This window comes from Corallococcus macrosporus (assembly GCF_017302985.1).
Taxonomy (GTDB): domain Bacteria; phylum Myxococcota; class Myxococcia; order Myxococcales; family Myxococcaceae; genus Corallococcus; species Corallococcus macrosporus_A.
The window spans coordinates 1,500,448-1,521,631 of the sequence record NZ_JAFIMU010000007.1 but is presented as its reverse complement, the minus strand read 5'-3'; the positions used below and the strand labels follow the sequence as shown (position 1 = coordinate 1,521,631).

19 protein-coding genes are annotated in these 21,184 nt (G+C 73.3%); 12 read left to right on the top strand and 7 right to left on the bottom strand.

What is annotated here, in order from left to right; all coding sequences use genetic code 11:
* Nucleotides 1-7: 7 nt before the first annotated feature.
* Nucleotides 8-1,261: an MDR family MFS transporter gene (locus JYK02_RS18480; protein ID WP_207052789.1), complete on the bottom strand. Its 1,254-nt coding sequence runs from the start codon at nucleotides 1,259-1,261 to the stop codon at nucleotides 8-10.
* Between the two features lie 240 nt (nucleotides 1,262-1,501).
* Between JYK02_RS18480 and JYK02_RS18475 the strand changes: the two genes are divergently transcribed.
* Nucleotides 1,502-2,407: an AEC family transporter gene (locus JYK02_RS18475; RefSeq protein WP_207055185.1), complete on the top strand. Its 906-nt coding sequence runs from the start codon at nucleotides 1,502-1,504 to the stop codon at nucleotides 2,405-2,407.
* Between the two features lie 33 nt (nucleotides 2,408-2,440).
* On the opposite strand, the gene JYK02_RS18470 is transcribed toward JYK02_RS18475, so the two are convergent.
* Complete coding sequence (locus tag JYK02_RS18470; RefSeq protein WP_207052788.1) at nucleotides 2,441-2,650, bottom strand: hypothetical protein; 210 nt, start codon at nucleotides 2,648-2,650, stop codon at nucleotides 2,441-2,443.
* Between the two features lie 240 nt (nucleotides 2,651-2,890).
* On the opposite strand from JYK02_RS18470, the gene JYK02_RS18465 reads away from it, so the two are divergent.
* Nucleotides 2,891-3,133, top strand: coding sequence for a hypothetical protein (locus JYK02_RS18465; protein WP_207052787.1), 243 nt, complete (start codon nucleotides 2,891-2,893; stop codon nucleotides 3,131-3,133).
* Complete coding sequence (locus JYK02_RS18460) at nucleotides 3,126-3,422, top strand: hypothetical protein (RefSeq protein ID WP_207052786.1); 297 nt, start codon at nucleotides 3,126-3,128, stop codon at nucleotides 3,420-3,422. The genes JYK02_RS18465 and JYK02_RS18460 overlap by 8 nt, the downstream gene beginning before the upstream one ends.
* 39 nt (nucleotides 3,423-3,461) lie before the next feature.
* Here the strand turns inward: JYK02_RS18460 and JYK02_RS40440 are convergent, their stop codons facing one another.
* Nucleotides 3,462-4,652, bottom strand: coding sequence for a hypothetical protein (locus JYK02_RS40440; protein WP_207052784.1), 1,191 nt, complete (start codon nucleotides 4,650-4,652; stop codon nucleotides 3,462-3,464).
* A 104-nt stretch (nucleotides 4,653-4,756) separates the two neighbouring features.
* Between JYK02_RS40440 and JYK02_RS18450 the strand changes: the two genes are divergently transcribed.
* The 4 genes from JYK02_RS18450 (at nucleotide 4,757) to JYK02_RS18435 (ending at nucleotide 13,955) form a co-directional block, all read left to right on the top strand.
* Nucleotides 4,757-7,867 (top strand): MG2 domain-containing protein, encoded by a 3,111-nt coding sequence (locus JYK02_RS18450; RefSeq protein WP_207052782.1) that lies wholly within the window; start codon nucleotides 4,757-4,759, stop codon nucleotides 7,865-7,867.
* Entirely contained in the window at nucleotides 7,864-10,227 is a 2,364-nt protein-coding gene (locus JYK02_RS18445; RefSeq protein ID WP_207052780.1) for an alpha-2-macroglobulin family protein, read from the top strand. The genes JYK02_RS18450 and JYK02_RS18445 overlap by 4 nt, the downstream gene beginning before the upstream one ends.
* 209 nt (nucleotides 10,228-10,436) lie before the next feature.
* Nucleotides 10,437-11,474, top strand: coding sequence for a trypsin-like peptidase domain-containing protein (locus JYK02_RS18440; protein ID WP_207052778.1), 1,038 nt, complete (start codon nucleotides 10,437-10,439; stop codon nucleotides 11,472-11,474).
* 147 nt (nucleotides 11,475-11,621) lie between these two features.
* Complete coding sequence (locus JYK02_RS18435; protein WP_207052776.1) at nucleotides 11,622-13,955, top strand: hypothetical protein; 2,334 nt, start codon at nucleotides 11,622-11,624, stop codon at nucleotides 13,953-13,955.
* Between the two features lie 2 nt (nucleotides 13,956-13,957).
* On the opposite strand, the gene JYK02_RS18430 is transcribed toward JYK02_RS18435, so the two are convergent.
* The 3 genes from JYK02_RS18430 to JYK02_RS18420 are packed head-to-tail and all read right to left on the bottom strand — an operon-like array spanning nucleotide 13,958 to nucleotide 16,354.
* Nucleotides 13,958-14,758 (bottom strand): SDR family oxidoreductase, encoded by an 801-nt coding sequence (locus JYK02_RS18430; protein WP_207052773.1) that lies wholly within the window; start codon nucleotides 14,756-14,758, stop codon nucleotides 13,958-13,960.
* 28 nt (nucleotides 14,759-14,786) lie between these two features.
* Entirely contained in the window at nucleotides 14,787-15,575 is a 789-nt protein-coding gene (locus JYK02_RS18425) for a ZIP family metal transporter (RefSeq protein ID WP_207052771.1), read from the bottom strand.
* The gene (locus JYK02_RS18420; RefSeq protein WP_207052769.1) at nucleotides 15,575-16,354 is read right to left on the bottom strand and encodes an alpha/beta fold hydrolase; all 780 of its coding nucleotides are present in this window, start codon (nucleotides 16,352-16,354) and stop codon (nucleotides 15,575-15,577) included. Before JYK02_RS18420 ends, JYK02_RS18425 begins: the two co-directional genes overlap by 1 nt.
* Nucleotides 16,355-16,442: 88 nt before the next feature.
* On the opposite strand from JYK02_RS18420, the gene JYK02_RS18415 reads away from it, so the two are divergent.
* From JYK02_RS18415 to JYK02_RS18405, 3 genes are all read left to right on the top strand, one after another.
* Nucleotides 16,443-16,976, top strand: coding sequence for a nuclear transport factor 2 family protein (locus JYK02_RS18415; protein WP_207052767.1), 534 nt, complete (start codon nucleotides 16,443-16,445; stop codon nucleotides 16,974-16,976).
* A gap of 135 nt (nucleotides 16,977-17,111) precedes the next feature.
* The gene (locus JYK02_RS18410; protein WP_207052765.1) at nucleotides 17,112-17,513 is read left to right on the top strand and encodes a hypothetical protein; all 402 of its coding nucleotides are present in this window, start codon (nucleotides 17,112-17,114) and stop codon (nucleotides 17,511-17,513) included.
* 54 nt (nucleotides 17,514-17,567) lie between these two features.
* Nucleotides 17,568-17,978, top strand: coding sequence for an SET domain-containing protein (locus JYK02_RS18405; RefSeq protein ID WP_207052763.1), 411 nt, complete (start codon nucleotides 17,568-17,570; stop codon nucleotides 17,976-17,978).
* 11 nt (nucleotides 17,979-17,989) lie between these two features.
* On the opposite strand, the gene JYK02_RS18400 is transcribed toward JYK02_RS18405, so the two are convergent.
* On the bottom strand, nucleotides 17,990-19,666 hold the full coding sequence (locus tag JYK02_RS18400) for an amidase (RefSeq protein WP_207052761.1): 1,677 nt from the start codon (nucleotides 19,664-19,666) through the stop codon (nucleotides 17,990-17,992).
* A 168-nt stretch (nucleotides 19,667-19,834) separates the two neighbouring features.
* Here JYK02_RS18400 and JYK02_RS39725 point away from each other — a divergent pair, with 168 nt between their 5' ends.
* The gene (locus JYK02_RS39725) at nucleotides 19,835-19,948 is read left to right on the top strand and encodes an immunity 70 family protein (RefSeq protein WP_242588795.1); all 114 of its coding nucleotides are present in this window, start codon (nucleotides 19,835-19,837) and stop codon (nucleotides 19,946-19,948) included.
* Between the two features lie 42 nt (nucleotides 19,949-19,990).
* Nucleotides 19,991-21,091, top strand: coding sequence for a BMP family lipoprotein (locus JYK02_RS18390; protein WP_242588794.1), 1,101 nt, complete (start codon nucleotides 19,991-19,993; stop codon nucleotides 21,089-21,091).
* Nucleotides 21,092-21,184 lie beyond the last annotated feature (93 nt).

The window sequence follows — 21,184 nt, the reverse complement described above, 5'->3', positions numbered from 1 at the left end:
GCTGCTTTCAGTCCAGGCTGGCGCTCATCTCCGGGCGCTCCAGGCGCAGCGTCTCCACGCGGCGCCGGCGCGCTCCGGCGATGGTGAGGTGCCACAGGGCCGCGGCCAGGCCCACGCAGAAGCAGCCCGCCCACAGCGCGGTGGCGCCCGCGTGGCCCAGCATCGCGCCGCCCAGCGCCGGGGCGATGCTGGACGCGAGCCCCCACATCATGTGGTACGCGCCCTGGTAACTGCCGCGCAGCTCCGCGGGCGCCAGGTCCGCCACCACCGACGGCGCCACGGGCGAGTGGACGATTTCTCCCAGCGTCCACACCGTCACGGCGGCCATCGCCAGCGGCACGCTCGCCGGCAGCGCGTGCAGCCCGAAGCCCACGCCGGTGAGCACGCCCGCCACCGCCAGCGCGGTGGAGCGCCGCACCCGGCCCACCCCGCGCACGACGAACGGCTGGAGCGCGACGATGAGCACGCCGTTGACGGACATCACCAGGCCGTACTCGGCGGGCGTCAGTCCCTGCTGGGTCAGCGTCACCGGCAGGCTCATGAAGCTCTGGTGGAAGAGCAGGGCCAGCGCGAACACCGGCAGGCAGAAGGCCAGGTACACGCTGTCGCGGAAGGGGGACAGCACCGCGCCCAGCGGGGAGTGGGACGCGTGGGCCGCTCGCGCTTCCGGGGGCCGCGTCTCCGGCACGAACGCCCAGACGCAGCAGCCGTAGAGGAACGTGGTCACCGCGTCCGCGATGAAGAGCAGCCGGTAGCCCAGCCCCGCCAGGAGGCCCGCGAGGGGCAGCGCGATGGCGAAGCCCAGGTTGATGACCCAGTAGAGCAGCCCGTACGCGCGCGCCCGGTCCCGGGGTGGCACCACGTCCGCCACCGCCGCGGACACCGCCGGCCGGTACAGGTCCCCCAGGATGCCCAGGAGGAAGGCCGCCGCCGCGATGCGCCCCGGCGTCTCCGAGAAGCCGATGAACAGCATGGCCCCGGCCCCCAGCCACAGGCCTCCCGCGAGCGTCAGCCTGCGCCCCACCCGGTCCGCGAGCATCCCGCCCAGCGGCGCCGCCAGCACCGCGCCCAGGCCGTTGAGGGACACGATGAAGCCCGTCTGCTCGATGCTGAAGCCGCGCTCACGCGTGAGGTAGAGCGCCAGGAAGGGCGCGACGAACGACCCCAGCCGGTTCACGAAGGTGCCCACCCACAGGACCCAGTACGTCCGTGGCAGGCCACCCCCGCCCAGCGCTCTCAACACCGTGGCAACGGGATTCATGGCGGATGCCCGACGGACGTGGGGAGGAAGGTCTGACCGCGGGCACCCGCGAGCATGCGCCCACGCCCCGCGCGTTTCCATGGCCGCCCCGTCACGGCGTGCTGGTTGGAGCCTCACGCATTCCAGCCGCGCGCGAAACGCGACTTCCCCGCGCGTGCCCTGATGGCGCTGGACATCGCTGACGGGCTCCTCCAGGTTGCCGCGCCAATCCACACCTGGGAAGGCGGGCGCGAGGCGGGCATGGGGCAGGTCATCGGACTCCTGGGGGTGTGCCTGGTGCTGGGCGTGCTGGCGCGCAGGAGCGGCCGGTTCCCCGAAGGGACGGCGCCCGCGTTCAACGCCTTCCTCCTCAACGTGTCCCTGCCCGCGCTGGTGCTGCGCTCCATGCACCGGCTGGAGTTCCAGCCCGGCCTGCTGGTGGCCGCCGTGGCGCCGTGGCTGCTGTTCGTGGGGGCGGTGCTGTACCTGCGCCTGCTCGGGCCGCGGCTGGGCCTGTCGCGCCCGTCCGTGACGGCGCTCATCCTCACCGCGGGGCTGGGCAACACGGCCTTCGTGGGCCTGCCCATGGCCACCGCGCTCCTGGGCCCCTCCAGCGTGCCGGTGGCGGTGGTGGCGGATCAGCTGGGGTCGTTCCTGGTGATGGCCACGCTCGGCACGCTGACGGCGGCGAGGGCCAGCGCCCAATCCGCGGTGTCCGTGCGGACGCTCGTGCGCAAGGTGCTGGTGTTCCCGCCGTTCCAGGCGCTGGTGGTGGCGCTGGTGCTGCGCCCCTTTGGCTTCCCGGACTGGCTGGAGTCGGTGCTGCAGCGGCTGGGGGACCTGCTCACGCCGCTGGCGCTGTTCATCGTGGGGTTCCAGCTGCGGCTGCAGGGCCTGCGTCCGCGCGTCCCTGCGCTCGCGCTGGGGCTGTCCTACAAGCTGGTGCTCGCGCCGCTGGCGGTGCTGGGCCTGCTGACGTTCATGCCGGGGCTGGCGCTGGTGGTGAGGCAGGCCACGGTGCTGCAAATCGCGATGGCGCCCATGGTGACGGCGGCCATCCTCGCCGCCGAGCACGACCTGGATCCAGAGCTGGCGGTGCTGATGGTGGGCGTGGGCATTCCGCTGTCGTTCTTCAGCGCGCCGCTGCTGCTGTCCCTGGTGCACTGACGCTCAGCGCACCAGGGGTGAAGCGCTCGCGTTTCAGGCGAGCGCGGTGGTCTCGAAAGAGAGCTCGACGCCGTTGGGCTTCACCCGCATCTGCGGGCGGGACAGCACGTGGCAGTGGGCGCAGTAGCCGTGCGCGCCCGCTGGCGTGGCCCGGATGGAGACCGCGCCGCCACACATCATGCAGCCCTCGGGAAGATCGAAGTCCGCGAACCGCTCTCCGTTCTGGGTCTCGAATTGGGTCATGCCATTGAGTTAACGCAGGATCCGCGCGACACAAGCAGACCGGCATCGCCCCGCGAGGACCCGTCGGGCACCCCGCCCCGCCTTTCCGGGACAGAAGCCGGCCCCCCAGGGCAGGCTGCAAACGTTACCGGTCCCCCTCCGACTGCTCACCCGCTGACACCGCAACCCGTTGGGCAGGCGTGCAGGCAATGGCACGGAGATCGCACTCCCCCGGACGACAACGGGACGGGGGAGGGGTGGATGGGTTCAGGGGACACAGTGACGGTGATGTGCGACTCGAAGGGCTGGCGGGTGGAGGTGGCCCATGAGGGCTTCGTCCGGCGCTTCCGGTACCGCAGCGAATCCCAGGCGCGCTACTTCGCCGCGGTGTTCGAGCTGGGGCCGAGCGTGCTGCCTCCCAAGAACCATGCGCGAAGGCGGCGGCAGCCCAGCTTGCCCCTACACAACGAGGTCTCTTTCGGAGAGGCTTGGTTGCATGAGTGATGCTCCCAAGACGAAGCCCTTCATCCTCCCCAACCGGCAGCACGTGACCAAGGAGCCGGATCCCGGTGGCCGCTGGTCCGCGCAGTTCCCGGACACCATCGGGTACAGCAGCCAGGGCGGCGGCAAGGTGCCGGCCGACTTCGGGTGGAACACCAACCCCAAGCAGTGGCAGGAGGAGATGACTCCGGACACGCTGGCGGCGCGCTTCGAGGAGCTGCGCGTGCTGCCTCCGAAGAAGGAAGTCCCCGTGCTGCCCGCGCCGACGCCGGCGTCGCCCACGAAGCCCTGAAGCCGCGGCGTTGAGCTCCGGCGGTGAAGCCCTGGCCCGTCAGCTGAACGGCAGGCTGGCCAGGCGCTCGCGGAAGCGGGCGAGCAGGTCGCGTGCGCCCGCCTCGTTGAGCCCTTCCGCGGCCTCCTGACGGCCCTTGCGCAGGAACACGTCGAAGGGCGCCGAGCGGCCCGAGAGCGCGCCCGCGGCCGCCACCGCCTCCTCCAACACACGCGCCGCGCCCGGGGAGCCCAGCTCCAGGTGCATGTCCACCTGCTCCAGCCGGACGCCGCTCGCGGCCCACACGGCGCGGTCATGCACGGTGAGCCACGTGCGCGTCAGCTCCTCCATCGCCTCTTCCAGCAGCGCGAGGAAGGGCTCCACGAGCCCCGGCAGCACCTCCGGCCCCAGCGCGGCCTGCGTGCCCGCTTCGCGCAGCCGGCCCCGCGCCGCGACGATTTCGCGCTTGGTGGGCGTCTTCAGCGCGAGTGACGCCGGCAGGGACACGAACGCGGCCAGGCTCTCCTCGGCCTGCCTCGCCAGCGCGGGGCGCTGCGCGTCCGTCGCCTTCGCGGCGCGCTCCAGCCGGCCCGTCAGTGAGCGGCGCAGGTCCGCCGCCGCGCCACGCAGGGCGACGCGCGCGCCCACCTGGTTCGCGTAGCCGGGCACCACGTCCTCGCGGCGCACGTCCGCGAAGGCCGCGGCGGTGAGGTACACGAGGTCGCCGATGCGGTTGCGGAAGTCCGCGCGCGACGCGGCCAATTCCGACATCAGCGTCCAGCGGTCGCTCACCACCTCCGGCCGGCGCATCTGCACGCCCAGCTCCTGCACGCGCCTGGACAGGCGCTCCGCGCTGGCGTGCAGCACGGCCTCCGCTTCTTGCGACAGGCGCTCGTCGGAGCTCGCGGGGGGCGGGGCCCAGCCGCCGTCGTTCGACGTGGCGGGGCGCGCGGGCGGGGGGAAGGCGTCGCGGATGGCGACCACCAGCCGGTTCACGTCCACCAGCGTCTCGCCGATGGCGGGCGCCATCGTCTCCCACAGCGACAGGTCCGCGGCGTCGTCGGGCTCGGCGGTGGTGGGCTCGTACTTCACGATGCTCAGGTGCCCCAGCCGGTCGATGGCGACGGCGGCCGCCTGGTAGACCTTGCGCAGCCGCGCCGCGAAGTCGCGGTCCATCAGGGCCTCGAGCAGGGCATCGAGGCGGGGCGGCAGGGCATCCTGCGGAGGGCGGTTCTTCGGCGGCACGGCCATGGCGCGCCACCCTAGCCCAGCCACCCCACGGATACGTCAACGGGGGGAGGTGGGGACCGGCTCCCGGCTTTCCGGCGTACAGTGGACAGACGGGGAGAAAACGCATGACAGGTGGCATCCAGCGCCGGCGATGGGTGGCCGGGGGGCTCGGGCTGTTGCTTCTGGGGGGAGGCCTGGCCTTCGTGGCTTCCGGGCGGTGTCTGTCCGCCTGGATGTTCCAGGGCGTGGACGTGTCCATGTGTCCGGACGGCGAGTTCCGCCAGACGGTGGGCGTGTCCGCCCAGGGCCTGGCGCGAAATGCCTCCAGCCAGGTGCATGTCTGGGCCCAGGCGCACGGCGTCGACGCGAAGGGCAATGTGTTCCAGTCCGTCGTGGGACGGGGCACCGCGGCGCTGTTCCTGGTGGATGCGGACGGCAAGGAGACGCCGCTGCCGCTGGACGCCAAGGGCCGCTGGGAGCGTGACGGCTACGGCCCCATGACCGCGCCGGTGACGCTGCCCCAGGTGCCGGACGGCGACTACCGGCTGCGCGCGCGCGTCACCACCCCGCTGGGCACCGACGTGGTGGACGCGGCGCTGCCCCTCTATGCGCCCGCGCGGGTGCGCGTGCTGACGGACCGGCCCCTCTACGAGCCCGGGCACCGGGTGCGCTTCCGCGCGGTGGCCCTGCGCGCGAAGGACCTGTCGCCGCTCGACGGACGGCCGGGGACGTGGAAGGTGACCGACCCCGACGGCGAGGTGGTGCTGGAGGAGCGCGCGCCCGCGGGCAACTGGGGCGTGGTGGCCGGGGAGTTCCCGCTGGACCGGGGCGCGCCCACGGGCACGTGGACGGTGGCGTGGACGAGCGGCGGCGCGTCCGGCTCCGAGTCCTTCACCGTGGAGCCCTTCACGCTGCCGCGCCTGCGGCTGGAGGCGAGGAGCCCCCGGCCCTTCTGGCGCGCCAACGACACGCCGGAGGTGACGGGGCAGGTGTCGTACGCGTCCGGCGCGCCGGTGGCGGACACGGACGTGACGCTGGCGTGGAGCCACGCGGGCGCATGGCCACCGCCGACGGAGTGGCTGCGCGGTGAGCTGCCGACGAAGGCGCGCACGGATGCATCCGGCCGCTTCCGCGTGACGCTGCCGCGCGTGCCCCAGGACCTGCGCGGCCAGGCCACGTTGAGCGCGAGCGTGGAGGCGAAGGACCCCACGGGCGAGCCGGTGCGCGGCGCCGTGTCGCTCCTCCTGTCCGAGGACGCGCTGGCCGTGTCCTCCGTGACGGAGCTGGAGGACGGGCTGGTGGCGGGCTTCAGCAACCGCGTCTACCTGCGCGCCACCACCGCTTCCGGCCAGGTGCTGCCGGGCGCGGAGGTGACGGTGACGCGCGCGTGGGACCCTCGCGACAAGGGCGTGAGCGCGGTGGCGGACGAGGATGGCGTGGCCGCCTTCCAACTGGACCCCGGCCCCGCGGTGAACGTGGTGGTGCCGCCCCTGCCGGTGCGCGTGCAGCCGCGTCCGCCGTCCGTGTCGCTGGTGTCGTCCCGCGACCTGCTGGGCGCGCAGGGGGGGCAGGCGTCGCTCGAGGACCAGGTCGCGCTGGAGCGGCTGCTGCCCGCCCTGCATCCGTGCGCGCGCTTCGTCGCGCCGAACTCCAGCGCCTCCATGGCGGAGTTCGCGGTGCGGGTGGGCGCGTCCGGGCAGGTGCAGGACGTGGCCGGCGCGGAGGACGGGCTGGACGCGTGCATGGCGTCCGCGGTGCGCGCGAAGGGACTGCCCGCGGGCCGGGAGCGGATGCTCCAGCTGCGCTTCCAGGTGATGGATGCGGGCCTGCCCTCGCTGAGGTGGAGCACCCAGGCCGCCTCGGGTGAGGAGCGCGGCGTGGACGAAGGGCTGACGGTCGCCGCGCTGGATGCGCGGGCGTGCCTGCCTCCCGCGCTGGACCGCGTCGCGACGGTGCCCGCCGTGCTGACGTGGCGGCGGTGGGCGGACCGGCCGGAGCTGGCGCTGTCCTGGGTGCGGGAGGCCGCGGGGGACGACGCGCTCCCCGCGACGGCGCTGGCGTGCGTGCAGGAGCGCATCGCGCGCATCCGCGTGCCGGCCGCGACGCAGGCGGAGCTGCTGGCGGGACGGCGGCCGGCGGAGGCCATGGGCGTGGTGCGCTTCACCGCGCAGCCCACGTATGGCGGCAACGGCGTGCCGCGTCCGCCGCAGCCCACCGTGTTCCTGGGCTACGAGCTGAAGGTCCGGGCGAAGTGGGACGGCCAGGACATGGGCGAGACGAAGTTCGTGCTGCGCCCCGCGAGCCTGCCGCCGCTGCGCCTGCGCGCGACGCCGGTGCTGGCGAAGGCGGGCGAGTCCGTGAAGGTGGACCTGCTGCGCGGCCCCGGCTTCCAGGGCGAGCTGCCCAAGACGCTGGTGCTGGTGGCGGGACAGGCGCGGCTCAAGGAAACGGTGGATCCGGCCACGCGCTCCGCGCGCTTCACGCTGCCCCCGGACTTCGAGGGCTGGGCGGAGGTGGAGGGCGTGGACGCGTCCGCGCGCGTGTACGTGGCACCGCGCGCGGCGCTGTCGGTGGAGGTGTCGCCGGACAAGCCCGCGTACGCACCCGGGGAGCTGGCGCACCTCCAGATCCACACGCGCGTGGACGGGAAGGAAGGGGAGGCGGCGGTGGGCCTCTTCGGCGTGGATGAGACGCTCGCCCAGCTGGCGCCGCTGCCGGGCGCGGATGCGCTGGACGGGCTGCGGCCCGCTCCGTCGGTGGCCACGCCGGCATTTGGCGTGCTGGATGGACAGGCCCTGGCCATGGGCCGCATCCGGGGCGCGAACGCGGCGGCGGCGGCGCTCTTGCGCGTGACGGAGGTGCCCGCGCGGGAGGCGCTGGAGACGCCGCTGATGGCGAGCGCCACGAGCCCCTTCTCGCCGGACGCGGAGCTGACGGAGCCGTTCTACGCGGTGCTGACGGAGCTGCACGCGCGCACGCGCAAGTGGGAGGAGACCGCGCCCGCGGGTGAGACGTTGGACCCGGCGGGGCTGGCGCGGCTGTGGGCGGAGTCGCTGGCCGCCTGTGAGCAGCGCGGGCAGAAGGTGACGGATGCGTTCGGCCGCAAGCTGCGGCTGTCGCGGCTGCCGGAGGACCTGCTGGCCCTGACGGATCCGCGCGCGGTGGTGGTGAATGGAACGCGGTTGCCGGAGGACGTCGTGAACTGGGGCGCGTGGGTCGCCCAGGAGGCGCCATGAAGCAGCGCTCGTGGATGTCCGGGGCCGTGGGCCTCGGGGTGGGATTCGTGCTGGGCGGGATGACGCTCGCGCTGGTGGCGGGGGACATGATCCGCCGCCTTTCGGGGAGCTCCGCCGCCGCGCTCGCGGGGGACTCGGACGGCATGGCGTCGAACTCCCTGGCGCGCAAGAAGATGGCGAACTTCGGCTCCGCGAACGCGTACGACGACGAGGGCGCGTCGCGCGGAGGCGGTGGCCGGGCCGAGCCTCCACCGATGCCCGCCGCGGCGCCCGTGGCCGAGATGGCGGCGCCTCCGGAGCCGGAGATGGAGGAGGCGCCGGGGGACGCCGTCGGTGGCAAGGACGGCGCGGCGGCCGCGCCCACCCGCGCGTGGTTCCCGGAGACGTTCCTCTTCGAGCCCCTGGTGGTGACGGACGCGAACGGCCAGGCGACGGTGCCGGTGCGCGTGCCGGACCGGCTGACGCAGTGGCGGGTGCTGGCGCTGGCGCACTCGCGCTCCGGCGCGCAGGCGGGAGCGGTGACGTCCTTCGCGGGCACGCTGCCCACGTACGTGGATCCGGTGCTGCCGCCCTTCCTGCGCGCGGGCGACACCGTGCGCCTGCCGGTGCAGGTGGTGAACACCACCGACAAGGCCGTGGAAGCGGCGCTGAAGGTGGACGTGAAGGGCGCGCAGGTGGAGGCCGGCACGCGCACGGTGCGCGTGCCCGCGCGCGGCAGCGTGGTGGGGCTGGTGACGGTCAAGGCCGGAGGCGCGGGGCCGGTGACGGTGCGCGCCTCGCTGGGGGACACGGACGCGGTGGTGCGCGACTTCGACGTGTGGGCCACCGGGCAGCCCGTGGTCCAGACGCGCGGCGGTTCGCTGGCGGCACCGCGCACGCTGTCCCTGACGGGCCCAGTGGATGCGCAGGCAGGCAGCGAGCGGCTGCGCCTGCAGGTCTACCCGGGCGCGCTGGGCGTGGTGCGCGCGGAGCTGGCGGCGGTGGAGCGCCGGCCGGTGGACGTGGCCGGGGACGCGTACGCGCTGCTGCTCGCGGGCCAGGCGCCGGAGCTGCTGAAGGCGCTGGGCGAGACGGCCGACCCCGCGACGTTCAAGGCGCTGGCGCTGGTGTCCACGCAGCGGGTGCTGCGCGCGGCGCGGGCGCCGACGGTGGACGTGGCGACGCGGCTTGCGGAGGGCGCGCTGGCCCACCCGGACAACCCGGTGCTCGCGCGGCTGGGCGAGCGGCTGGTGGCGCAGGTGGCCCAGGCGCAGCGGCCGGACGGCACCTGCCAGGGCGGTGAGGGCTGGACGCTCCAGCGCCTGCTGGTGGCGACGGCGGACTGCACCCGCGTGGTGCGAGCGGCGCAGGGCACTTCCGAAGGCAAGCAGCGCGCGGCGGCCTTCACCGTGCGCGCGTCGGGCGTCGTCGAGCGCTACCTGCCGCAGGTGAAGGACGGCTACACGGCGGCGGTGCTGCTGGCGGAGGGCGGCGCGGAGGGCAGCGTGGCGGAAACCCTGCGCGCTCGCGTGCGTGAAGCGCTGAAGTCCGGCGCGGACGGCACCGCGTGGCTGCCGGTGGAGCCGGACACGGTGCGCGCGGACGGCCAGAGGCCCTCGGAGGCGGAGGCCACGGCGATGGCGGTGCTCGCCCTTCAGGGTGATGCGAAGGCGCCGCTTCCGGACCTGGGCGCCTGGCTGCTCGCGCACTACACGCCGGGCCTGGGCTGGGGGGATGGGCAGGCGAACCGCGTGGGCCTTCGCGCGGCGCTGGCCCTCTTCAAGGCCCCGCTGCCCGCGCAGGTGCGCGTGACGGTGGCGCGCGACGGACAGGTCGTCACCGAGGGCACCTACGACACCAAGGCGCTGCGCGAGGTGCTGTCGCTGGAGGCCGCCGCGCCGGGCTCGGCGGGGACGCACGCGTGGACCGTGCGCGCGGAGCCCGCGGTGCCGGGGCTGGGCTTCTCGCTGGCGCTGTCCGCGGCGGTGCCGTGGAAGGGCGAGGCGAAGGGCGGCCTGCAACTGGCGGTGACGGGGCCCAAGGAGGCGCGCGTGGGGCAGCTGACGAGCGTGCGCGTCCAGGTGGGCGCGCCGTCCTCGCTGCCGCTGCGCTTCCAGCAGGACCTGCCCGCGGGCGTGCAGGTGGATCCCGCCAGCCTGGACGCGCTGGTGTCCTCCGGCCAGGTGACGGAGTGGGACGTGCAGGACGGCGCGCTGAGCCTGAGCCTCGCCCCCCGCGAGCAGGGCGCGCCGGTGCAGGTGGAGTTCCGCGTGCTCCCCACGCTCGGCGGGACGTTGCAGGCGGGCGCGGCGCGGCTGGGCGTGCCCGGCCGTCCGGACATCACCGCGTCACTGCCGCCGTCCACCTGGGCGGTGCGCTGACGCACGCTGGCGCCGTGGGGTCATTCTCCACTCACGGCGCCGGTGCAGGCCCCTTCCGTCTGGCCGCCGGTGCGAGTGGAATGCGCGCCGGAAGCGCGGCAGGGGCCCGGCCCGCCAGGCGCTCCACGCCCGGTGCAATCGCTGCCCGCATGCGTACACTGCAAGTCACACGACGGGTGTGAACATCGCGCGGCTGCGAGAGGAAACGGATGGAGCTTGAAGGCTCCGAACAGGAGGAACTGACCCACGCCCTCCTGGGCGCGTTCGCCTCGGTGGAGGACCTCCACCGGATGGTGGAGGCGAAATGCGGCCGCAGCCTGGTGCCCCCCGTCGAGCGGGAGGGGGCGGCGCGGGCTCGGGCGCTCGTGCGCACCGCGGAGGCGGAAGGGTGGACGGACGTGCTGGTGCGCGGCGCGCACGCGGCGGCGCCGGGCCATCCGCGCATCCGCCGCTTCCTCCAGAGCTACCTGTCCTCCGTGCAACGCAGTGTGTCTGGCAGCGCGCTGGCGCGCATCGTCCAGCAGTCCCGGTTGGCGCTGACGCCGGAGGCCTGGCGCGACCGGCTGACCACGCTGTCGCGGCGCGTGTGCCGCGTGGAGCTGGAAGGGGGGCGCGCGCTGGGCACGGGCTTCCTGGTGGCGCCGGACGTGGTGCTGACGAACTCGCACGTCATCGAGAACCGGCTGCTGGAGGCGCTGCGCGTGCGCTTTGATTTGAAGGTGCTGCCGGACCGCATCGCGGTGCACCCGGGCCGGGTGTACGCGGTGACGGCATGCCTGGCGCAGAGTCCGCACAGCCCGGCGGACCTGATGCACCCGCGTCCGCGCGAGGCCACGCGCGACGAGCTGGACTACGCCTTCCTGCAGATCCAGGACGCCCCGGGAGAGGACCAGTTGGGGAACCGGCCGCGAGGCTTCATCCCGCTGGCGCCGTCCGTGCCCACGGCGTTCACGCCAGGCGCGCTGGCGCTGGTGGTGCAGCACCCCAAGGGCCGGCCCATGACGGTGGCGCTGGACACGTTCCAGGCGGTCAACCGGTCGCAGACGCGCGTCACGTACTGCACGAACACGCATCCGGGTTCATCGGGCTCACCGTGCTTCACGCCGGACCTGGACCTGGTCGCGCTGCACCACAGCGGAGACCCACGCCCGGGCCACGAGTCCGCCGAGGACGACGAAGGCATCCCCCTGGACACCATCCGCGCCAGCCTGTCCACCAGCGTGCTGCGCCGCCTCGGCTGGGGCTGAGCGCATCAGGGGCTCGGCCTGAGCGCCGAAGCGCGAGTGCTACACCCCTGTGACCGGGCTTCGGATCCGCGCGAGTGGACGCGCATGCGAGCGCAGGGGAGGGGGCTGCTATCGTCCTCGCGCATGAGCCTTCCCGCTCGAAGCTTCATGGCCGCGAAGGTCTGGGTCCACACGGGCATGCCACTGACCTGCGCCATGCTCTGCCTGCTGCCCGTGCTCGCGAGCGCCGCGCCGCGCTTCGGACTCGCGGGCCTGTCCTCGAACAACGAGGTGCGCCTGCGCACGTCCACCCCGCACCTGGAGACGGTGCTGCGCGTGGACCTGCTGCCCACGTCCCCGGACGCGGGCATGGAGGACACGCGGGTGACGGTGCTGGTGGATCCGCTGCTCGCGGCGGACGGCACGCAGGTGCCCGTGACGGTGAGCGTGGGGACGGAGCGGAGCGCGATGGAGGTCCCCATCTCCGTGCGGCAACCCGTGACGGTGACGCTGTCCGCGGACCTGCCGGCACCCGGTGACTACCAGGGACGCGTGGTGCTCCTGGGCGATGGCGCGCGGGAGGTCACTCCGCTCGTCGTGCAGCGCGTGGCGTCCGCGCCCACGGTGCAGTTCTATCCGGTGGCGCCCGCGCGCGGCTGGACGCTGGGGCCGTTCTCCGGCAAGGCCACGGTGCGGCTCACCTTCCGGGAGACGGCGGGCGTGGGCGGCGCGGTGGGGCCTCCGGCGGTGGTGCAGCTGGACCGCAAGGCCGGTGGCGCCGGGGATGGCGCGGCGCCCGTGCAGGCGCAGGACGCGAAGTGGTTCTTCCGGGGACCGGACGGCCAGCCGCTGGGACCGGGCAGGGAAGGCGTCCTCCAGGTGCCCGCGTATGGCACCGGCCTGCTGAGCCTGGACGTGGGCGACCTGCCGGAGTCCGGCGAGTACACCGGCACCGTGCGGCTGCTCGTGCCGGAGGGCGGGGCGGTGGAGCAGGCCTTCACCGTCTGGGTGAAGACGCCCGCGATGTTCGGCGCGTTCCTCATCTTCCTGGGCGTGGTGACGTCCGCGGCCGTGCGCTTCTACGTGCAGCGCGTGCGCCCGCGCGTGAACCTGCGCAGCCGGGCGGAGGCCGCGCGCCAGAAGCTGCAATCGCTGGTGCCCGCCCGTCCGCTGGAGCGCGAGGCCGCCGTGGTCGCGTCGCTGCGACGTCAGATAGACGCGCTCCTCGCGGAGATCCAACGGCCGCTGAGCGGGCTCGTGGTGCAGGACTCCGTGCTCACCCTCTTCGAGGCGCGCCTCCAGCTCTTCTCCCTCTGGTCCGTGCTGCTGCGGCAGCTGGAGGGACTCAAGGGCGTGGCGCTGCTGGACGCGGAGCGCAAGCTCAAGGCGGTGGAGACGCTGCTCCAGAATGATCAGGCCACGGCCGCGGACTTCTCCGAACAGGCGCAGATGATGCGCACGCTCGACCTGGAGGCGGTGGCCCGCGCGGTGCTGGAGTCGCGGCTGGCGGAGCTGGAGCAGCAGTCGCGGACGCTGGCCTCGCAGCGCGGGGATGATCCGGTGAGCCGCCGGCTCCAGGGCGAGCTGCCCCTCTACGTGCTGCGAGCGCGTCAGCAGTTGCCCGGCCCCGACCTGGAGGCGTCCCGCCGTCTGGTGGAGACCGCGCGCGAGGCGTTCCTCGAAATCCTCCTGACGGACCTGGAGGACGCCCTCACCGCGAAGGAGCTGCCCGGCGGCTTCACGCAGGAGGCGTGGGCGGAGCTGCGCCTGCGCGTGGGCGAACAGCTGGCCCGGGCGAGGGCCCGCATGCACGCCAGCGTGGACGAGGCGTTCCTCTACTACCAGTCCGCGCACGCGCTGTACCTGCGCGAGCTGGTGGACACCCTGGAGCAGGCGCTGACGCAGCTCCAGGCCCAGGCCGGCGGTGACCTGCACGCCCGCGCGGACTGGCAGACGGAGGTGGACACGCGGCTGGCCGCGGCCCGGGCGCACCTGGACAAGGGCGAGGCGAACCTCGCGGCGCCGGAGTACCGCGCCGCCCGCGACGACTTCGCGCGCCACGTCACGCCTCCGCCGCCCCCAGTCGCCATGGGCGGCCGGATGGACCTGGAGCACGTCCCCTCCGCCGTGACGTTGGATCCGTTCTCGCAGCCCGCGCCGCAGTCACCCGCGCCACCGTCGCCGCTGCCCGGTGGGCCCGCCAGCGGGAACCTCTCCCCGCTGCCGCCGTCGTCCACGAAGGCGAGCACCGACGTGCTGGTGAGCCTGGACTGGATCCCCCTGCCGCGCTCGCGCGACCTGTGGAAGGTGGAGCTCGCGGTGCTGGGGATGATGTCCATCATCGCCGTGCTGCTGGGGCTCCAGGTGCTGGACGTCTTCGCGCCTACGTGGGGCGGCTCCGGCGCGTGGATGACCGCCTTCCTCTGGGGCTTCGGCCTGCACCAGGTGGGCAACGCCACCTTCGACGGCCTGTGGGGCATGGTGTCGCGGATGGAGAAGTAGCGTCAGGGCTGCTTGCCGCGGATGGCGCGCGCGGCCAGCCGGTCCACCAGCGCCGGCGCCACCAGCTTGAGCACCTGTCCCACGCGGCCGGTGAGCGTCATCACGACCTCCCGCTCGCGGCGCTCCATGCCGCGCAGGATGAGGGCCACGCAGGTGTCCACGTCCATGGTGGGGGCGGACTCGTCGCGGAGGCTCTTGCCCAGGGGCTGGCCCTCCGGGCCCAGCGCGTGCGCGCGGATGTCCGTGGCCACGAAGCCCGGCGACACCACGAGCACGTCGGTGCCGGTGCCCAACAGTTCGATGCGCAGCGAATCGAAGAAGCCCTGCATGGCGTGCTTGCTGGCCGCGTAGCCGGTGCGCATGGGCACGCCTGTCTTGCCCGTCAGCGACGACACGGCGACGAGCAGCCCCTTGCGCGCCTTGATGTACGGCAGCGCGTGGAAGGTGCAGTGCACCGCGCCCAGGTAGTTGATGCGCATGAGGCGCTCGTAGAGGCCCAGGTCCTTCACGTCCTCGAAGCGCGAGTGCATGGTGATGCCCGCGTTGTTGACGAGCACGTCCACGCCGCCGAACGCCTCCACCGTGCGCTCCACCAGCCGGCGGCACGCGTCCGGGTCGCCCACGTCGGTGGGCACCGCCAGCGCCTTGCCGCCCGCGGCCTCGCAGCGCGCCTTCACGCGCTCCAGCGCCTGGGCATCCCGCGCCGCCAGCGCCACGGTCGCGCCCCGGCCGGCCAGGGCCACCGCCAGCGCCTCGCCGATGCCCGCGGAGGCACCGGTGACAATCACGGTCTTTCCTTGCATGGCCCCATCCTCTCAGGGGCGCGGCCCGTCAGCCATGGCCTCCCGCGAAGCGCTCCGCGAAGTGCAGTCCGCCAATGAGCAGCAGCCCGCAGAGGAAGCCCACCACGCGCTGGCGTGAGTCCGGGCCCCGGCGCAGCTCCGGCAGCAGGTCCACCGCGCCGATGTAGAGGAACGAGCCGCCGGCGATGGCCAGCACCGTGCCCTGGAGCGAGGGCAGGTACCGCGTGCCCAGGAGCACGCCCACCGCGCCCGCCAAGGCCGTGAGCTGCACCGCGCCCAGCGCGACGAGCGCCTTCGCTCGCGACCAGCCCGCGGCGCGCAGGAGCGCGTAGTCGCCCACCTCCTGCGGCAGCTCGTGGACGATGACCGCGAACGCGGTGGCGAAGCCCGCGTGCGGCGACACGAGGAAGGCCGCCGCGACCGCCGCGCCGTCGCCCACGTTGTGCAGCGCATCCGACGCCAGCAGCGCGCCGGGGAGCGTGGGCGCGCCGGGGTGCCCATGATGATGCGGGTGATGGCCGTGCGCGTGTCCCGCGGCGGCCTCCGCGTCATGGTGGTGATGGCCCAGCGCCCACTCCATCAGCGCCAGCGCGACGAAGCTGGCGAAGGCCCACGCGAAGGCGGCCTCGCCCCGCGCCTCCACCGCCTCCGGGAGCACCTCCAGGAACACCGTGCTCAAGAGCGTGCCGGCGGCGAAGGCCACCAGCGCGGGCAGCCGCCGCTGCAGCCAGCGCTCGGACAGCACGCCGCCCGCGAGTCCGGCCAGGCCGTCCAGCCCCACCGCGATGAAGACGAGCAGGACGGTCCGTGTATCCATCAGGGGGCCATCAGCCACGCGAGCACGGCCTGGGGACCATCCACGTGCACGAAGTGGCCGGCATCGGGGAGCAGGGCCACGGGGCAGCCGCCGGCCTCCAGCCGCCGCGCGCTCTCTTCCGACACGTACCGGCTGCGCCCGCCGCGGATGCAGCGCAGGGGCGGGTGGACGGGGCGCTCCACCGCGGGCCACAGGTCCTCGCCGTTGACGCGCCGGTGCAGCCGCTGGAGCGCGTCGCGGTCGAAGCGCCAGCGCACGCCGTCACCGTCGGGCGTGAGGTTCATCAGCAGCCAGTCCGACAGCCCCTCCGACAGGCCGTTGCCCACGAGGTTCGCGCGCAGGTCCTTGCGGCTGTCGGCGCGCGGCGGGGCCCTCAAGAGGATGTCCAGCACGTAGCCGCTCTCCGACAAATCCAACGGCACGGGGCCGGGCGCGATGTCGAGCAGCGCCACGCTGCCCACACGCTCGGAGGCCTCCAGGCTCGCGGCCAGGGACACGCGGCCGCCCAGCGAGTGGCCCACCCAGTCCACCGCGCCGGTGAAGCCCTTCGCCTCGAGCGTGTCCACCACGTCGCGCGCGAGCGTGGTCAGGTCCGCGTCCGGGGACAGGGCCGGGGAGGTGCCGTGGCCGGTGAGGTCCGGCAGGAGGATGCGGCGGCGCGGATCCGCCTGCGTCCACGCGACGGCCAGTGAGCGCAGGTTGCGCCCCGTCCCGAGGAAGCCGTGCAGCATCACCGTGGGCACGTCGCCCGTGCCCACCTGGAAACTTTCGAGCACCACGCCACCACCGCCTTGTGTCGCATGCCTTGACCTGGAGGCACGCCTGCCGCTTCATACCGCGAACCCCCTTGGCGTCGAGGTGAACCCGATGGCATCCGTCTCCTGGTTGTTGCTGGCGCTTGCTGCAAACCCCGTCGCGGCCCCGGCCCCGGCTCCGGCGGACCCGAAGGTCGCGGTGGCCACGGTGCTGGATGACTGGCACCGCGCGGCGGCCGTCGCGAACGAGCCGCGCTACTTCTCCTTCTTCACGCCGGACGCGGTCTTCATGGGCACGGACGGCACGGAGCGCTGGACGGTGGACCAGTTCCGCGCGTGGGCGAAGCCCTACTTCTCCAAGGGCAAGGCGTGGTCCTTCAAGTCCGTGTCCCGCAACGTCTTCTTCTCCAGGGACGGACAGGTGGCCTGGTTCGACGAGGCGCTGGACACGCCCAACCTGGGCCCCGCGCGCGGCAGCGGCGTGCTGGTGAAGGACGCGGCCGGCTGGAAGATCGCCCAGTACAACCTCTCCGTCCCCATCCCCAACGACTTGATGGGCGAGGTGACGAACCGCATCGCCACGTACTCGAAGGCAAAGCCAGCCACACCGCCCGCCCCGGCGCAGCCGCCTGCCAAGAAGCCTTGAGCACGATTGCCAGCACGCGTCATGGCCGCGCTTCATGACAGAACCATGACAAACGCATGGCGGAGATAAGGCCCTCCGCCAATTCCTACGCTGTAGGTTGGTGTCCTTCGCCGCTCTGCACCGGAGGCCCCACCCATGCGTGTCATCACCCCCGACCTTCTCGTCGCGGCCGTGACGGAACTCTCTCGGGGATCGAAGCTGGTCCGACTGAAGGACGTGCTGGCCTGGTGTGATTGGAACGGCGTGGACGCCCAGGGCGACGGCCTGAAGAACCAGGCGCTGTGGGACGCGGAGCGGGCCGAGGCCCAGACGCACCGCCGGTTGTTGCGGTTCAAGAGCGGGGAGTGCAAGCAGTCCCGCATGGGCTGGGCGCTCGTCCCTCACGGCGCCAAGGCGCGGGAGCTGGCCACGGACCTGCGCTGGTGCGAGCAGCTGTGGAACGGTGAGGACTGGAGCTGGCTGGGCGGCGTCGCGCCCGTCCCCGAGCGCCGTCCCAACCGCGTGCGGGACGTGGAGCAGGCGCCCGCCTCCCCGTAAATCCGGGGCGTGCTTAAGTTCGGGCAGGCCCCCTCCCCACGGGAGGGGCTCATCATGAACAATCCCGAACTCGATCGCCTGATCTCCGAGAACCAGTTCCATCCCAATGTTGAATGGCGCCTCGTTGCCGGAAAGGGACGAGGCGTCTTCGCGCGCCGGTTCCTGCCGAAGGGGACGCTCGTGGAGTGGGCGCCCATCAGCCGCTTCCCCGCGAGCGACCTGAAGCCGGTGGACCACCGCGACTGCCAGGCGCACCACCACGTCTTCACCTGGGGCACGGAGCCCGGGCGGGGGAAGGCGTACGCGTGGGGCATGCTGGCGCTCTACAACCACTCGAAGACGCCGAACGTGGAGCTCATCGACGGGCCGGTGCCGGACACCGGCGCCGCCGTGGCGCTGCGTGACATCCAGCCCGGCGAGGAGCTGTGTCTGGACTACGGCATCACGTGGTTCGACGCGCGCTGACGGCGCGTCCCTCAGGGCAGAAGGTTGACGTGGAGGCCCGGCGTGCGGCGCTCCGCCGCCCGCTCCACCACGCGCCCCAGGCGAAAGAGCAGGTGCTCCTCGTAGGGCCGCCCCATGAGGTGCACGCCCACGGGCAGGCCCGCGCGGTCGAAGCCCGCGGGGACGGAGAGGGCAGGGCAGCCGGTGAGGTTCGCCAGGCGGATGAAGCGCATGAGCGCGTCCACCACCGGCAGGTTGGACTCGCCCGCCGGGAGCGCCGCTTCGGGGATGGCGGGAGCGGTGCTGGCCGTCGTCGGCGTGACGATGACGTCCACGTCCGCCATGAGCGACAGCAGCTCCCGCGTCAGCCGGTGCCGGTGCCGCAGCGCATGGATGAGGTCCGTGGCGCGGAAGTGACGCCCCAGCGCCAGGTTGGTGCGCGAGTCGAGCCCGAACACCGACGCGCGGGCCTTCACCTGCGGTAGCATCGCCTCCGCCATCTCGCTCAGGATGATGCAGCTGTGCGTCCAGAGAATCGTGTTGAGGTCCGGCGCGGGGAGCTCCACCACCGTGGCGCCCGCGTCGGTGAGGGCGCGCACGGCCTCGCGGCAGCGCGCCACCACGTCCGGATCCGCGTCCTCGAAGTACGGCGTGCAGAGGCCCAGCCGGACGCCCTGGAGCGTGCCGTCCTCGTAGCCTGACAGGTGATGTGGCGGCTGCTGCCGGGAGGCGACGTCGAGTCCGTCCGTCCCCGCGACAATCGCATACACCGCCGCGACGTCATCCACGGTGAGGCCCAGGGGGCCCACGTGCGCCACGTTCCAGCACAGCGGCGGCACGCCCGTCTCCGGGATGCGGCCCCAGGTGGCCTTGAGCCCGACGACGCCGCACAGCGCGGCGGGGATGCGGATGGAGCCGCCGCCGTCCGCGCCGATGCTCGCCGGACACAGGCCCGCCGCCACCACGGCGCCGGAGCCGCTGGAGCTGCCGCCGGTGATGTGGCCCCGGTTCCACGGGTTGCGCGCGGCGCCGTGGTGCGGGTTCAACCCGATGGGGTTGATGCCAATTTCATGCATGTTGGCCTTGCCCAGGATGACGGCGCCCGCGGCCTTCAAGCGCGCCGCGACGGTGGAGTCGGTCCGCGCGGGCTCGGTGCGGAACGTGGTGCCCAGCGTCGTGGGGAAGCCCGCCAGGTCCAGCTCGTCCTTGATGACGACGGGCACGCCGTCGAGCACGCTCAAGGGCGCCCCCGCGCGCAGCCGCGCCGAGGACGCCTCCGCCGCCTGAAGGACCTCCTCCGGCTTGCGAGCGATGAAGAGGCCCAATCGGTCCGCGCCGCCATCCAGCCGCTCGATGGCTTCGTGGGCCCGGCGGGCCACGGCCACCGGATCCGCGCTCCCGTCGCGGTAGGCCCGAGCGAACGCCGCGACCGTCTCCCGCTTCGGCTCCACGGGCGACGCCGCGACGGCGCGCGCGGCCTGTTCCACCGGTGTCTGTGATTCGGCGGGAGGCGCTCCGTGGGGCAGCGGGTACTGGATGGGCGGGGCATCGCCCGCGGACAGCTCGCGCCACTGCTCGATGCCGCTGTCGCGCATCAACTTCTCCAGCAGCGCCGGGCCCACGCCGCCCCGCTCCAGCGTGTTCACCATGGCCTTGAGGGGCATGCCAGAGAGTCGCGGAGCCTTCACCGGAGCGCGTCGGTAGGTCATGGGACGCAAGCCTAGCGTGCCGCCTGTGATAAGGGCTGGCGTTGATTCCATGGGCATCGCGCTGATGATCGACAATGTCGCCACGGAGCCGGGACAGGTGGTCTGGGACATCGGGACCGCGACGCCCGGCCGTCCTGGGGCGACAACCTCTCGCCCGACATCACCTCGTTGGCGAACTACTTCGTCACCAGCACCGGCCGTGACCTGTTCGACGCGCTGCTGGAGAACCTGGAGTTCCTGCGCGACCAGGGCCACGGGCCCGCGACGCTGACGCGGCTGTGAGCGGCGGGAGCCTTCGCCGGGCGTGATACACAGGGCGGTGTGATGAGCCCACACCGTCGAATCGTCTCCTTCGCGCTGTGTCTGCTGGCCGCCGCCACCGGCTGCAAGAAGGAGGCGCCGGCCGCGCCTCCCAGGCCCACCATCGGCCTGGTGCTGGGATTGGGAGGCCGGGGCGACCACGCGTTCAACGACTCCGCCCTGCGCGGGCTGGAGCTGTGGTCCGCGGGGATGAAGTACGAGAAGGCCGGCTACCAGGAGGCCTCCGCGCAGGAGCGGCAGGCCTCGATGGCCCCGGACATCGCCTCGCGCGCGCAGGAGCTGGCCCCGCTGGGCATCACGCCGGTGGTCCTCCAGAGCCGCGTGGCGGAGGACTACGAGCCGAACCTCCAATTGCTCGCGGACCAGCACGTGTCCATGGCCATGGGCGTGGGCTTCATGCTGGAGAACGCCGTGGAGACGGTGGCGCGGCGCAACCCGTCGCTGCCCTTCCTGCTGGTGGACAGCCCGCTGCTGGACGCGCAGGGCAAGGTCATCACGCTGCCCAACGTGCGCACGGTGGTGTTCCGCGAGGAGGAGGGCTGCTTCCTCGCGGGCGCCCTGGCCGGACTGGCCACCCGGACGGGCCGGGTGGGCATGGTCGGCGGGATGAAGATTCCCCTGGTGCAGCGCTACGAGGCGGGCTTCCGGGCGGGCGTGGCCGCGACGAACCCGAACGCCACGGTGCTGGTCAACTACACCGGCAGCTTCACGGACTTCGCCCTGGGCAAGCAGGTGGGGCAGGACCTGCTGCTCAAGAACACGGACGTCCTCTTCGCGGCGGCCGGCGTGGACGGCTTGGGCGCCATCCAGGCGGTGAAGGAGGCGAGCGACGCGGGCAAGGCCGTGTATGTCATTGGCGTGGACACCGACCCGTCCCACCTGGCGCCCAAGGCGGTGCTGTCCGCCGTGGTGAAGCACGTGGACCTGGTCGTCTACGAGGCCATCCGCGAGCAGCGCCAGGGGCGCCTCCAGGGCGGCAACGTCTCGCTGGGTTTGAAGGAGGGGGCATGGGGCTGGCGCCCGTGCGGCTGGACTTCCCCGGCAAGCAGGACGCGCTGCGCACCGTGGACGCGCTCCGGGCGCGCATCGTCTCCGGGGAGCTGAAGGTCCCCACGCAGCCCGCTCCCTGAACGGGCGGCCTGGCTTCGTGCTACTGCCCGGGGCCGGCACGGCGTACACCGTAGCCCCAGGAGGAGT